Below are 14,503 nucleotides of genomic sequence, written 5' to 3'. Positions count from 1 at the left end.
CTCCTAAATTATGGATACAATTCCGGGTTATTCATTATAGGAGAATGTCGTTCAGATTTCAACTGAAAAGGCCGGAATTCCGCCACATTCAGTTGACAGAATTCCGGCCAGCGGCTCTATCAGCCTTGTGCTGCCGTTTATAGAGCGGACTTGGGGAAGTGAATCTCGAATGTTGTGCCTTTCATCGGCTGGCTGGTCAGACAGATGGAACCGCCGTGAGTCTCGACAATTGAGCGGGTAATGGCCAGGCCCAGACCTGAACCGCCGTATTTGCGGGTCCGGGACGAGTCACTGCGGTAGAAACGCTCGAACACATTGGCCTGGTGCGATTCCTCGATCCCTGCACCATTGTCTGAAACCGATAAATGAATTTTGCTACCGGAAGAGGATAAGGAAATCGTGATTTCTCCGTTCTCCGGGTCTGTATGCTGAACCGCATTATGAAACAGGTTCAGCAGCGCCTGCTTGATTCGGCCGGCCTCACAACGGATGACCGCAGGTTCCTCCAGGTTAAAATCAATCTTGCGTGCACCAGCCAGCAGCTTAAGCTGGGGTTCCATATCCTGAATGAGCAGGTCAAGCCGAAGCGGCTGCAAATGGAGCTGCGGAGCCTGATCCAGCTTGGCCAGTGTCAGCAAATCATCGACCAGGGCGTTTAATCTCTTGGTCTCGCCATACATGCTTCGCAGAGCAGCACTTCGCTGCTCGGGATGGTTGTCTGCGCCGCGTCGCAGAACCTCGACAAAGCCGTGTATAGAGGTTAACGGTGTCCGCAGCTCATGTGAGGCGTCTGCCACAAAACGGCGCATCTGCTCCTTGGCTTCACGTTCAGATTCAAAGGCCTGTTCCAGCCGATTGAGCATGCCATTGAAGCTTTGTGCCAGCCGGTCGATTTCCGTCTGGCCCTGCTGCAGTGGCAAACGCTCATTTAAATTGCCGGCATCGGTTTTTTCGACCGCATGAACGACATTGGATAACGGAATAAGTGTCCGGCGAAGGACCGGCAAATAGACGAGCAGCCCGGTAATGAGCGCGAGCAGGGAAAGAATAGTGAAAATGAGCAGCTGATTGACCAGCACATCCTTCATGCTGCCGGTTTCCAGTCCCATTTGGATGATGACCTGGCTCCCGCCGCCGACTGTACCCGCAATGCCCCGGAAAGCATGTCGGAACACGACGAGCTGTTCTTCTCCCTCGTTATTGTTTACCACCTTATAAGGAACGTGCTGACGCTGCTTCAAGCCATCCCTTATATCCATATATTGTTCACGGCTTAGCCGGGGAGCGGAGGTACCGTTCTCGTCTGCGAAGTCTACCAGGTTCAGTTCGGTATCAATGACGGCCAGCGAAGTGCCCGGGGGAAGGAAGATTGCAGCTCTATCCTTGCCGTTCCGGGGAATTTCCTGTTTAAGCGGGATCTCGGGGCTAAGCAGAGCCTCAAGATTGGCAGGCCGCTCAGGTGTATCGTGTCCAGGTGCACCATCTATAGACCTGTCATCTCTGGTCATGGCACCAGCCGGGCCGGGACGCATAAAGCGCCATCCCCAGTCCGCAAAGCCGCTCCGGGGGAGGGCCATAATCTGAGCCTCCAACGCTTCTGCTTTATTGCGGTACATGAAGTCTTTCATTACAATATATTGAAAAATTCCGATCAGCAGCAGCAGCACTGCGAGCACCAGGAGAGAGCGGACAAGCAGCGCATTGCGTAAAGAACCAGGCTTCAAAAACGGGCCCAAGCCAGGCAGCTTCATAAATCCACCCTATAGCCAGCGCCTCTGAGCGTGCGAATAAGCCGATGCTCCTTATCGCTGAGCTTGTCGCGCAGAGAACGGATGTAGACCTCGACAATGTTATCCTCGCCCCCAAAGTCATAGCCCCATATTTTATCCAGCAGCGTCAGTTTGCTATGCACAACACCATGATGGACAACGATATATTTAAGCAAATCATATTCGGTCGGAGACAGCTTGAGAATTTGACCCTGATAGGAGATTTCCCGCCGCTGGTCATCAATTTGGAACGGGCCCAGGTTCAGCTTGCCGAACAGCTGCGGGAACAGATTGCGCAGCCTCGCCTGAATTCTCGCCAACAGCTCGCCAAAGCTGAACGGTTTCACCATATAATCGTCAGCACCCAGAGACAAGCCTTTAATCCGGTCATCGACATCGTCCTTGGCGGTCAACATGATAACAGCAACCTGATGGCTGTTGTTTTTCAGCAGGCGGCAGCTTTCGAAGCCGTCTATCCCCGGCATCATCACATCCAGAATAATTACATGGGGGCTGAATTCTTCCGCGAGATGAATCCCGCTAATTCCATCCGCCGCCGTTTTTACTTCAAACCCCTCATTGGACAAGCCCATGGTAAGAAAATCCAGAATATTCGGCTCGTCATCGACGACCAGTATTTTTATGCCTTTCATGGCTGTTTCACTTCCTTTTATTCAAGCCCGAAATGTATAAATGCCAGCATTTCTTCCTGGATGGATTCGCGTGTTTGATATAAAACGACGCTGACAACGTCATGAGTGCTGCAATCCGGGCTGCAATCGTTTTTTCATTGATCTCAGTATAGTCGTTTTTATCTCTGTATACCAATAGCGACGGCTGCTCTTCAGCGAACATTCAGTTTCCTTTCATTCTTGTTTCAGGCGCCGGCATGACAATGAAATAAATTTCGTCAAGCTAAAGAGAGTGGGAGGGGAGCAATTATTTGCAAAGCATAGTCTGTGGAGAAGCCGTTTACGTGTGGAGCAGATGCAAGCAGGACGAGTACATAACATGGACAAGCCGTGATGGCAGGGTTGTTCCGGCAAATGAAGGATTTTGAAAATAAAGGGGAAGTCACGGATGAAAAAATGGTTTTTTGCAGTCACTGGGGTACTGCTTGTCGCTGCAGCCGGCTACTTGGGTTACACTTATTTCTTTAAAAAGGAGCCCGTCCAAAGTGCGCCGGTGCGTACCGCCAGAGTCGTCAAAGGAAATCTGACTGTAGCCGTGTCAGGCTCGGGGACGGTTACGGCCGTCCATACGAAAGATGCCGCAGCTCCTGAGGAAGGTCAGCTCGGGGCACTGCTTGTCAAGGAAGGGGATGTAGTCAAAGAGGGCCAGATTATTGCTTCCTATACGCAGCCTGATGTAGGGAAGGACATTGATAAACTTCAGACCTCGATTGCCAAGCAGCAAATGGATTATGACAAGCTCAAGAAAAAATATGTAGAAGCAAATGAAACGGAACGCGAGAATGTCGGCTATGATATTGAATCGCTCAAGCTGGATATGGCTTCGAATAATAAGTCGCTTGCGGAGCTTAAAGAGGAGCAAAACAAAGTAGTGAATGTGACAGCGCCAATGTCCGGCAAAGTTACTGCGCTGAAGGTTGCCGAAGGAGGCCAGAAGGTGCAGTCAGGAGCAGCAGTGTTAACCATTACTGACTATAGCCTGCTGCAATCCGTCATTCAGGTGGATGAGTTGGATATTGCCAAAGTGAAGCCTGGACAAAAGGCGGCTGTGACACTCGATGCCCTGGAAGATATGAAGATCGAGGGAACGGTATCTAAAATCGCTGACGAAGGCACCTCGACCAATGGGGTAGCGCTGTTTGATGTTACGATCCAATTCCCGGCCCAGGAAGGAATTCGTACTGGAATGTCCGCTTCCGCTGAAATAACAGTGGAAAGCAAGGATAATGTGCTGATGGTTCCAATCGAGGCGATCCATGAAGCGGGACAGCAAAAAATGGTGCAGCTTGCAATTGCTCCGTCAGGGGCGCCAGGAACATCACAAAACCCGGCAAAAGCAGGTGCCGGAGACAGTTGGAGAGCACAGCATCAAGCAGAAGGAGATGCGGATGCCCCTGCAAATCCGGGACAAGGCATTGCCGGTCAAGGCCGCCAAAGCCGGAGGGAGCAAGCAGGAGACAGCGATACCCGTTCTGCCGATACGCAGGCAGGTACAACTGGCGGTGCCGGAAGCAGAGCGCTCCCTCAAGGAGAGGCGGGACGGCAAAGTATCGGCCGTTTTGGCGGCCCGGCTGCTGCTGGTGCTGTTCCAGGTGCCATGAAAGCCGTAACTGTAGGTATCAGCAATGATACCTATATAGAAATTGTCAGCGGGCTTAGTGAAGGCGAGGAAATTGTATTGCCTTCGGTCGTTCCCTCTGCCAATACGAATTCGCGCGCAGGCTCCCCGGGAGCGGGAGGCGGCTTCCCGGGCGGCTTCACTGGTGGCGGCGGAGGTGCTGTCCGTTTCGGCGGCGGAGCCGGAGGCGGTGGCATGCAGCGGGGAGGCTGAGTTCTAATATGAGCAGACATGCGGAAATTGAATTGAAGGATATTGTTAAAACCTACCATATGGGCGCAGAGACGTTAACAACGCTCAAGAAAGTTTCTCTGCGCGTATACCGGGGCGAATTTATGGCAATTGTCGGACCCTCAGGCTCCGGCAAATCGACTTTGATGAATATCATCGGCTGCCTCGATACCCCTTCCGAAGGCCAATATATTATTGACGGACAGGATGCAAGCCGGATGAGCGACAACCAGCTTGCGCGGGTCAGGAACGAGAAAATCGGATTTATTTTTCAAAGCTTTCACTTGCTCTCGCAGCTGTCCGCTTTTGAGAATGTTGAGCTTCCGCTAGTATATCGCGGTATGCCAGCCAAGCAGCGCCGGGAGATCGCCTCTGGCATGCTCGCTCAAATGGGGTTGGCTGATAAGCAGAACCACAAGCCCAGGCAGCTGTCAGGGGGGCAGCAGCAACGGGTAGCCATAGCCCGAGCACTGGCTAGCCAGCCTTCCATTTTACTCGCTGATGAGCCTACCGGGGCGCTGGATACCAAGACAGGGAAGGAAGTGATGGGAATCTTTCAACAGCTTCACCGTCAGGGTCATACGATTATCCTGATTACCCATGATCCCGGTGTAGCAGAGGCAGCAGAATCTGTCATTCGGATTACAGACGGCATCATTACCGAGGAAAGGAGGGGGAACCATGCAATTCAGCCAGGGAGTCCGGATGGCCTGGAAGAGCATTATCGCCAATAAGCTGCGAACCTTGCTGACAATGCTCGGCATTGTCATTGGCGTAGCCTCTGTTATTACGCTGGTTGCAATGGGCAATGGAACCAGGCAGCAGGTGAAGGAGCAGATGGCGGGTCTGGGAACCAATCTTCTGTCCGTCAATATTAGCGGCCGCGGGGCGGTCAGCTCTCTCACCGTAGAGGAGGCGGAGCAGCTTGGCAAGCTGGATGGAGTAAAGGACGTCTCCCCGGTCATCAGCGGCAATGTACAGGCCAAATACAAGACTAAAAATGTGAATGTAACTGTGGAAGGAATTACACCCTCTTATGAAGGTGTTCGGAACGTTCATATCCAGAGGGGGAGGTATATCACCGGCATTGACGTGGCGTACAGGCAGAAGGTGGCGCTTATCGGGACCGGAACTGCCGGGGAATTATTCGGTACCGCAGATCCGGTTGGAGCAGCCATTTCACTGAACGGCAATCACTACAAGATAGTCGGTTTGCTGGAACAGCAAGGAACCTCTCTGGGCGGTTCCAATGATGACAAGATCATGGTTCCGATTTCTGCGGGATCACGCCTGCTTCAGACCAAAGGCGTCCGCTCCGTATATCTGCAGGCGGAGGATGACGCGAATATGGACAGTATTGAGCTGGCGCTGGAGGGGGAACTTACCCGGAAATTCCGGGGCAATACAAGCGGCTACAATATATTTAACCAGGCGGATCTGGTGGAGACCATCTCTTCGGTATCCGCTACACTCTCCAACACGCTGGCAGGCATCGCGAGTATTTCCTTGCTGGTAGGGGGGATCGGTATCATGAATATTATGCTGGTCTCGGTAACAGAGCGGACAAGGGAAATCGGCATTCGCAAATCAATCGGGGCAAGACGCAGAGACATTCTGCTTCAATTTTTGCTGGAAGCACTGGTCATCAGCGGCTTGAGCGGTATCGTTGGGGTGCTTGTGAGCTACGGGGCGGCCTATTTCCTGACCCGGTCGGGAACGCTTGCGGTAATGACGTGGGATACAATTGCGCTGTCTTTTATTTTCTCATTTGCAATCGGCATTACATTCGGCATTTTTCCTGCGAACAAGGCATCGCGGCTCAGACCTGTGGACGCATTGAGATACGACTAATGTTGCGCTTGCGTCGGTCCAGATGATTCCCCAAGGGGGAGACGGGCCGGAGGAGGCACAGCAGCAATAAAGATAAAAGACGATTCCAGGTCCGTAAGCGTGGAGTCGTCTTTTTGAATTACAGAAGCGGGCAGACAGGGTAACAGCCAGGGAAGTACTGAGCGAATCAGCGCTGCCTGGCTGAATACAACAGTAACTGTATCAATACTAAATAACATTAAAAATAACTGTAGATACGAAAAAACCTTCTGATAAGAAGGCGGAGTATACATATGATCTTGAAAAAATAAATATAATATGATATAATGACACGAATGACCAAAACATTACATTCCAATATTAACACAAAAGAAAAGTTTTGTCAACGCAGTGACATCTGGTATGGAACGTCTTTTGTTACTTTTTATGGGAAAAGTTTTGGCACTAAGTTGTGGCACAAAGAGGGGTATGGTTGGCGGATCTTGGTATTAAGGTGGATGATGAGATGGACGAGAAGATTTCTTTAATGACGAATACGAACCAGGAAAATGACGAAGGGTACGCGGATGATCTGTCACTGCCGCCCGGCATGAATATCAATGATCCAGTACGTATGTATTTGAAAGAAATCGGCAGAGTAGGATTGCTGTCGGCGGATGAGGAGATTGAGCTTGCCAAGCGTGCGGAGCAAGGGGACGAATTTGCAAAGCGGAGACTCGCAGAGGCCAACCTGCGTCTGGTTGTCAGCATTGCAAGGCGTTACGCAGGAAGGGGAATGCTGTTCCTGGATCTGATCCAGGAGGGCAACATGGGTCTGATTAAAGCCGTTGAGAAATTCGACTATACAAAAGGCTTTAAGTTCAGTACCTATGCAACCTGGTGGATTCGTCAGGCGATTACGCGGGCAATTGCTGACCAAGCCCGGACGATTCGTATACCGGTACACATGGTAGAGACCATCAACAAGTTTATCCGGGTATCCAGACAATTGCTTCAGGAGCTTGGACGCGACCCGTCCCCGGAGGAAATCGCCAAGGAAATGGAGCTCTCGCCGGACAAGGTCAGAGAGATTATGAAGATTGCCCAGGAGCCTGTATCACTGGAGTCCCCTGTCGGGGAAGAGAACGACTCCAAGCTGGGTGATTTTATAGAAGACCAGGAAGCGATGGCGCCTGCGGATTCTGCAGCTTATGAACTGCTGAAGGAGCAGCTGGAGAATGTGCTCGACACGCTGACCGAGCGGGAGGAAAATGTACTGCGGCTGCGGTTCGGACTGGATGATGGACAGCCGCGTACCCTTGAAGAAGTCGGCAAATTCTTTGGTGTAACGCGCGAGCGGATTCGGCAAATTGAGGCCAAAGCACTGCGTAAACTGAGACATCCAAGCCGGAGCAAGCAGCTGAAAGACTTCCTTGAATAAAAAAATGTACAAAATGTGAACACATTTTTCGCAGAATTGTTGAAAAAAGTTCGGTATTGTGTCATAATTGTGACTATAAATGAATCGCTTTCATTGGGAGTGAATAATTATGATCAACAATATGACACATTCGAACCGCGATAACGCGACAGAAGAACGCAATGTAAAGCCATTGGTATATTTAATGACTGTCATGGCCTGGCTGACGCTGGGTATCGGTGTTATTTTATGTCTGCTTAATCTCCATCACTTCAGCGATAAGAACCTGCACCTTATGATCGGCATCGGCTGTCTGGTGGGAAGTGTTCAAATTTATGTCATACGTACGGCTATTCATCTGGTTAACAATCGTTCATCCAGTATGAAGAAGCGCGGCTGATGATTCATTACAACGGACGGAATGAACAGGGCTAATCTGTACTCTGCATAGAGTATGAGATCAGCCCTGTTTTTTAATATGTATAAAAAGAAATAAGAAGATGACTGTAAAAAACAAGGCGCCGTCCAATTGAACGGCGCCTTGCTTAAAGCATTGCATGATTGATCAATGAGCTACAGTATTGTACATCATAATCCAGATCGATCCGGCAACTACGGTAACGACAATGACCAGAGCGAGCAGGAGTGCCAACAGATTGTAGCGTGGTTTCTTTTCTTCCTTCAAATGCATGAAGAACAGCATCTGAATCAGAAATTGCAGAACCGCTGTAATCATAATAACCGCGATTGCCGCGTTGCCGGTCATCCAGCCTTGCAGCACGACAACCAGAGGAATGATCGTCAGTACAATGGACAGGATAAAGCCGATTACATAGGACTTGACTGAGCCGTGAGATTCGCCGTGATGATCATGGGAATCATGGTGATTTGCATTGACGTTTGCCACCTACATCACCCCCATCAAATATACAAACGAGAAGACGAAAATCCAGATAATATCAAGGAAGTGCCAGTACAAGCTGAGATTGTTGACTTTGCGTTTTGTCTTCGCGTTCAAGCCATTGCGCTTGAGCTGAATCAGCAGTCCTGTCATCCAGACGATACCAATCGTTACGTGAAGTCCGTGCGTTCCTACCAGCGTGTAGAAAGCGGTGAGGAATGCGCTTGTCGAGATTGTAGCACCCTCATGAACCATGTGTACGAACTCGGTAATTTCAAGCGTGAGAAACGCAATACCGAGAATGCCGGTAACGGCCAGCCAGCCGATAACGCCTTTAACTTTGCCGGCATTCAAGGACAGCAGCGCCAGACCACAGGTAAAGCTGCTCGTCAGCAAGATAAATGTCTCTGCAATGACGCCAGGCATCTGGAACAGCTCGTGCGGCCCGGGGCCGCCGTTAAAGTTGCCCCGGAGTACGATAAATGTTGCGAACAAGACTGAGAACAGAATAACGTCTGTAATCAGGAACATCCAAAAACCCATTGTTTTTAATGATTCATGCTCTTCCTCATGTGAATGATGGTGAGCCGTCTGTGCAGCCGTATGATGTGCCATCAGCCTGCCCCCCTTGTCGAAGCCTCTGTTTTCTTGATTTCATCTACAGGGATATAGTAGCCTTCGTCCTTCTGGAACGAACGTACAATCATCGTTACGGCAACCCCGATCAGACCCGGAATTGCGAAGAACATCCAGTTAAATACGAACCCGAAGCCTGCGATAAACCAGAATAGCGATTGAATAAATGGAATTGCAGAGTTGTCCGGCATATGGATCGGTTCAAGCGGTGCTTGCGGTGTTGGCTTGCCGGCTTTAATGCGTTCTTTCTCTTCCCACCAGGAGTCAACCTCCTGAATTTTTGGCAGCGTGGCAAAGTTGTATACCGGTGCCGGTGAAGGCAGAGACCATTCCAGTGTACGGCCGTTCCATGGATCACCGTTGACGTCACGCTTGTGATTTTTAATGCTGTACGCAATTTGCCATACCTGGAAGATAAAGCCGATACCCATCAGGAACGCACCCACAGTGGATACGATATTGAGCGGCATCCAGCCCATATCCCAACCTTGGGACCAGTCATACTCGTTGACACGGCGTGTCATACCCATCAGACCAAGTCCGTATTGCGGCATAAAGCATACATAGAATCCGATATTCCAGAACCAGAAGGCCCATTTACCGATACGCTCGTTGAGACGGAAACCGAACATTTTCGGCCACCAGTAGTACAGTCCCGCGAAGAATCCGAATACGACACCACCAATCAGCACCTGGTGGAAATGCGCGATCAGGAAGTAGCTGTTGTGGAACTGGAAGTCGGCAGGAGCTACAGACAGCATAACTCCGGTCATCCCCCCGATAACAAAGCACGGGATAAAGGAGATTGCCCACAACATTGGAGTTTCAAATGTAATTTTACCTTTGTACATCGTAAACAGCCAGTTGAATATTTTAACCCCTGTCGGGATTGCAATCAGCATCGTTGTAACAGCGAAGAATGCATTGACATTCGCGCCGGAACCCATCGTGAAGAAGTGGTGAGCCCAGGTAAAGAACGAGAAGATTGCGATACTCATCATTGCGAGTACCATGGAGGTGTAGCCGAACAGCTTCTTCTTGGAGAAGGTTGCGAAAATCTCCGAGAATACACCGAATGCCGGCAGAACTACAATGTACACCTCAGGGTGACCCCACATCCAGATCAGGTTAATGTACATCATCGGGTTACCGCCGCCGTCAAGTGTGAAGAAGTGTCCGCCTGCGAAACGGTCGATGAACAACATGGCCAGTGTTACAGTCAAAATCGGGAAAGCCAGCATAATGGTCAGACAGCTGGACAGTGCGGACCAGGTGAACATTGGCATTCTCATCAGCTTCATACCCGGCGTGCGCATCTTCAGAATCGTGACGACGAAGTTGATACCTGTCATCAAGCTTCCGATACCGGAGATCTGAATGCCCCAAATATAGAAGTTCTGTCCGACACCAGGGCTGTGATCGATCCCTGATAGCGGCGGATAAGCCAGCCATCCTGCGTCAGGAGAACCCCCGATGACGAAGGACATATTGAACAGCATTGCTCCCCAGAAGAACAGCCAGAAGCTCAGGGAGTTCAGGAACGGGAATGCAACGTCCCTGGCGCCGATTTGCAGCGGAACCATGATGTTGAACAGACCGAACATGAATGGCATCGCCATAAACAAAATCATAATGACGCCGTGCGTGGTGAAAATTGCATTATAGTGCTCAGCATTAAGGAATTGCATGTCTGGCATCGCCAGTTGGGTTCTCATCAGCAGCGCATCCACGCCGCCGCGGAACAGCATAAGAATCGAGCACAGGATATACATGATCCCGATTTTTTTATGGTCTACAGTTGTAATCCATTCTTTCCACAGCCATTGCCATTTTTTGAAGTAGGTCAGTGCGAAAACAATAGCCACAAGTGTTAGTGCAATCGACACATCGGCGCCGTAAATCAGCGGATCGCCGGTGACGAAAAATTCAGACGCGAATGTCTTGATATTTTCCCACATAATGGACTTCTCCTCCGTTCGAATATCACGCTCTAATGCCCAGCGTGTGTTGACTCTGCCGCATTATGCGAAGAATGAGCATGCTCATCCGTTTCAGTTTGGACAGGCTCCTGCTTAGGCTCATTGCTGGAGACCGCGCCTCCATGATGATGCCCTGTACTGCCTTCCGGCACATACTTGGTTACGATTTTGTTGAACAGGCCTTCAGGGAAGGAAGAGAACTGCTGCTGATCTTCGACGCTCGGCTTTTGAAGCTGTTCGTATCCGTCGATGGTCAGCGCATTGCCGTTTGCTTTCACTTCTTTCACCCAAGCGTCAAACTCGTCTTTTGTAGACGCCTCGGCAATAAATCTCATCTGGGCGAAATCTTTACCGCTGAAGTTGGCGCTGCTGCCGAAATATTTCCCGGTCTGATCCGCTTGCAGATGAAGCGTCATCGCCATACCTGACATCGTATAAATCTGTCCGCCAAGCTGCGGAATCCAGAAGGAGTTCATCGGTGCATCGGAAGTAAGCTCGAAGCGGACCGGAACATTGTCAGGGAACTTGATGTAATTCACAGTTGCAATGCCTTCCTCCGGATAGAGGAACAGCCATTTCCAATCCAATGAGGCTACCTGAATCGTCACGGCTTTCTCTGCGGATTCAATGGGGCGCGAAGGCTCCAGCGCGTAAGTATAACGAACGGTTACGGTAGCAAGGACCGCAATAATAATGATCGGGATAGCCCACCAGGTAATTTCCAGTTTGGTGTCATGCGACCATTTGGGCTTGTAGTCGACCTTGCGTCCCGGTTTGTCGCGATAGCGCCAAACAATAACTCCCGCAAGAATAAGTACAGGAACGATAATCACGGCGCACAGCAGGGTAGAAATAATAATCAGATCTTTCTGCGACTGCCCAATCGGCCCTTTAGGGTCAAGCACGATGTACTTCTCGCTGCAGGCTGACAGTAACACCGTCATCAAAAGCAGCGGGAGGGCAGCAAGGATTCTTTTGGCCAACCGAGACTTTTTCAACGTTTCTCATCTCCTTATAACGTGGTATTGCTTGAAATACGGCTTTGGTGCAAATACAAGCATAAATAAGTTGCATGCTTATGGCTGGCTTATATTTTTGCGTAAACACGAACCGCTGATGCAAGCAGGGCGGCGCTTACGTGCTGCGCATTTCGATTTCCAGTCAATGGTAACATCTGCATTTCGAATTTCATGTGATTTTTATCACATGATCTGAACAACAAGAAAGGCGCTGTACTTCGATCTGCTGTACAAATTCAAGCCGTCATGTCCCCTCCATTTTTAATTAACATTTTATACCCCGCGTTAAACGAGCGCCTGACCGGCTCCATAACAAGGCGCTTGAAATAAAGATACCAGATTTCTATAGCTTTGAATTAATCGTAACAATCATTTCATTAATTGTTCGACAATTTGTAACGAAAAGATTGCGAAATTGTGACTGCATGCGCATTCAAAAGAAAAAAACAGCTTACTTTGGATATTAAAGGGAATATGCAATGGCAGGATTCGGAAACATTAATGGCGAAAGTGAACAGGGATGGCTGCAAGCAAATGGATAAGCAATGCTTCATTATAAAATAAGAATAAGGTGGTTGTTAATATGGACAACTTGGGTAATCTGGAAGTGATTACAGATATCAGATCTGAACTGGGGGAAGGCCCGGTATGGGATGTACGCTACAATAAACTATATTGGGTAGATATAGAAGGCAAGCGATTTTTCAATTACGATCCCTCCTCAGGGAAGTTGGACGAGTACACGGTCGGGCAGCGCATCGGCGCCGTAGTTCCCCGAACACAGGGAGGATTTGTCGCAGCATTGGAGAATGGAATCTACTCCTATGATCCGGCAGGCAATAAGTTGAAAGAATGGTCCGATACGGAGCGTAATATCCCGGGGAACAGGTTCAACGACGGCAAATGTGATGCCGCAGGCAGGTTGCTGGCAGGAACAATGTCAACGATTGGGGAAGCGAAAGCGGGCTCGCTGTACCGGTTCGATCCTGACGGAAGTGTGAGCCTGCTTGAAGTTGGCGTATCGACATCAAACGGTCTGGCCTGGAGCCTGGACAACCGTGTCCTCTATTATATTGATTCCAATACACAAAGCGTCGTTGCTTATGATTACGATTTGGAAATCGGGACGATAAGCGGCAAAAGGACAGTAATCGAAATTCCGCGGGAAGCCGGAACGCCGGACGGCATGAGCATTGATGCGGAAGGCATGCTGTGGATTGCACATTGGGGAGGATTCCGGGTAGCCCGCTTCAATCCGCATACCGGAAAGCAGTTGCAGGAAATACGTCTGCCGGCTCCGCTTGTAACCTCATGTGCGTTTGGAGGCCCAGCATTGGACGAACTGTATATTACTACCGCAAAGGTTGGGTTGTCTGAGAGTGATCTCCAGCAGTATCCGCTATCGGGCGCGTTGTTTAAAATCAAGCTTCCTGTGAAAGGAATCGCATCGGTTCCTTTTAACGCTTAATATTTCCCTGGATTAAGGTTCCATCAAAAAGATACCTCCGGTCCTGTGCTTATGATGACAGGGCGGAGGTATTTTGCATTTATGGGCGAAGCTTTCAGCCTTGAAGTGCAGGCTTTAATCCGGAGATCAGATCATCAAGCCGTGCGGCATTGGCTGAATACATCTGTTTGGCGTTCTTGTCGCGTGTAGAGAGTGCGAACAGCTCCAGATCCGCCTGCAGCTTTTTCATATTGGCAAGCAGCAGCGCCTTGCTCTGTGGGGCCGGAACCTGCAACTTGTCGTCATACAGATCGACATAAAGCTGCTGGTAGGCATCCACCTGACCGATAAATACATTTTCAACTGTAACGCCGATTTTCTCCAGCTCTGCATTCAGCCAGCCCCGGTTAAGTCCGAGTGTTGAGAGGGGCGCATCCATGTAGTTGCCATCAATAATAACCGTTTGCGGTTCTACTTCATTAACGAGCTTAATTCCAAGCTGGCTGGCAGTCAGAGGCTGTTTGTCTTTCTTCAGTAATATGCTTAGCTCGCCATTTGTCTCCATAACGGCAAACTCCACATCGGCCATGTTAAATACACTTTTCCCTCGCAGCTGCTCCAGCAGCTCATCTGCGGTCAATCGCTCTTTCTTCAGATTGTCTTCCAGAATTTTTCCGTTTTTAATCATAATGCGCCCTTTACCTTCAAACCAATGCCGCAGGAGCCCGCTCTTAAGCGTTAGAATTTCCACCAGGAACGGAACAACGAACCAGACGAGCATTGCAATGAAGCCATGAATGAAATGGGCTTCAATATCTGTGGAAATAAAGCCTGCCAACTCTCCGAGCGTAATTCCGAGCACATATTCAAAGAATGACAATTGTGAAATTTGCTTTTTGCCAAGTACCCTGGTCATCAGAAATAAAACGGCCAACGCAGTTAAAGAACGCACGACTATACTCAGCCACATCGGCATGAGCGC

12 protein-coding genes and 1 pseudogene are annotated in these 14,503 nt (G+C 49.8%); 6 read left to right on the top strand and 7 right to left on the bottom strand.

Going from position 1 to position 14,503, the window contains the following annotated elements; genetic code table 11:
• Positions 1–137: 137 nt before the first annotated feature.
• A complete protein-coding gene (locus tag H583_RS0114775) occupies positions 138–1,751 on the bottom strand; it encodes a sensor histidine kinase (RefSeq protein ID WP_028561115.1) in 1,614 nt (537 codons plus the stop codon).
• Positions 1,748–2,422, bottom strand: coding sequence for a response regulator transcription factor (locus tag H583_RS0114770; RefSeq protein ID WP_028561114.1), 675 nt, complete (start codon positions 2,420–2,422; stop codon positions 1,748–1,750). Before H583_RS0114770 ends, H583_RS0114775 begins: the two co-directional genes overlap by 4 nt.
• Positions 2,423–2,849: 427 nt before the next feature.
• On the opposite strand from H583_RS0114770, the gene H583_RS33095 reads away from it, so the two are divergent.
• The 5 genes and pseudogenes from H583_RS33095 to H583_RS0114735 all read left to right on the top strand — a co-directional run bounded on the left by H583_RS33095 (position 2,850) and on the right by H583_RS0114735 (position 7,939).
• A complete protein-coding gene (locus H583_RS33095) occupies positions 2,850–4,292 on the top strand; it encodes an efflux RND transporter periplasmic adaptor subunit (protein ID WP_051236501.1) in 1,443 nt (480 codons plus the stop codon).
• 8 nt (positions 4,293–4,300) lie between these two features.
• Positions 4,301–5,044, top strand: a complete 744-nt coding sequence (locus H583_RS33090; protein ID WP_051236499.1) for an ABC transporter ATP-binding protein — start codon at positions 4,301–4,303, stop codon at positions 5,042–5,044.
• Positions 4,992–6,161, top strand: a complete 1,170-nt coding sequence (locus tag H583_RS0114750; RefSeq protein ID WP_028561112.1) for an ABC transporter permease — start codon at positions 4,992–4,994, stop codon at positions 6,159–6,161. Before H583_RS33090 ends, H583_RS0114750 begins: the two co-directional genes overlap by 53 nt.
• Before the next feature lie 463 nt (positions 6,162–6,624).
• A pseudogene (rpoD, locus tag H583_RS33085) lies at positions 6,625–7,560 on the top strand (RNA polymerase sigma factor RpoD); the annotation flags it as partial.
• 109 nt (positions 7,561–7,669) lie between these two features.
• Positions 7,670–7,939 carry a hypothetical protein gene (locus H583_RS0114735; RefSeq protein ID WP_245585922.1) on the top strand — a complete coding sequence of 90 codons (270 nt, stop codon included), beginning with the start codon at positions 7,670–7,672 and terminating at the stop codon, positions 7,937–7,939.
• A 165-nt stretch (positions 7,940–8,104) separates the two neighbouring features.
• On the opposite strand, the gene cyoD is transcribed toward H583_RS0114735, so the two are convergent.
• From cyoD to cyoA, 4 genes are read right to left on the bottom strand one after another with little or no spacing between them, the layout of a single operon-like run.
• Positions 8,105–8,446 carry a cytochrome o ubiquinol oxidase subunit IV gene (cyoD, locus tag H583_RS0114730; RefSeq protein WP_028561109.1) on the bottom strand — a complete coding sequence of 114 codons (342 nt, stop codon included), beginning with the start codon at positions 8,444–8,446 and terminating at the stop codon, positions 8,105–8,107.
• Complete coding sequence (gene cyoC, locus H583_RS0114725) at positions 8,447–9,055, bottom strand: cytochrome o ubiquinol oxidase subunit III (protein WP_028561108.1); 609 nt, start codon at positions 9,053–9,055, stop codon at positions 8,447–8,449.
• Positions 9,055–11,034 (bottom strand): cbb3-type cytochrome c oxidase subunit I, encoded by a 1,980-nt coding sequence (locus H583_RS0114720; protein ID WP_028561107.1) that lies wholly within the window; start codon positions 11,032–11,034, stop codon positions 9,055–9,057. The genes cyoC and H583_RS0114720 overlap by 1 nt, the downstream gene beginning before the upstream one ends.
• A 32-nt stretch (positions 11,035–11,066) precedes the next feature.
• Entirely contained in the window at positions 11,067–11,999 is a 933-nt protein-coding gene (cyoA, locus tag H583_RS33080; protein WP_154665927.1) for a ubiquinol oxidase subunit II, read from the bottom strand.
• Between the two features lie 658 nt (positions 12,000–12,657).
• On the opposite strand from cyoA, the gene H583_RS0114710 reads away from it, so the two are divergent.
• The gene (locus tag H583_RS0114710) at positions 12,658–13,542 is read left to right on the top strand and encodes an SMP-30/gluconolactonase/LRE family protein (RefSeq protein WP_211228338.1); all 885 of its coding nucleotides are present in this window, start codon (positions 12,658–12,660) and stop codon (positions 13,540–13,542) included.
• A 94-nt stretch (positions 13,543–13,636) separates the two neighbouring features.
• Here the strand turns inward: H583_RS0114710 and H583_RS0114705 are convergent, their stop codons facing one another.
• Positions 13,637–14,497, bottom strand: coding sequence for a DUF421 domain-containing protein (locus tag H583_RS0114705; protein WP_028561105.1), 861 nt, complete (start codon positions 14,495–14,497; stop codon positions 13,637–13,639).
• Positions 14,498–14,503 lie beyond the last annotated feature (6 nt).

Source organism: Paenibacillus pinihumi DSM 23905 = JCM 16419 (assembly GCF_000422505.1).
GTDB lineage: Bacteria > Bacillota > Bacilli > Paenibacillales > Paenibacillaceae > Paenibacillus_D > Paenibacillus_D pinihumi.
The sequence above is the reverse complement of the archived record's forward strand: the minus strand, read 5'-3'. Positions and strand labels throughout refer to the sequence as shown.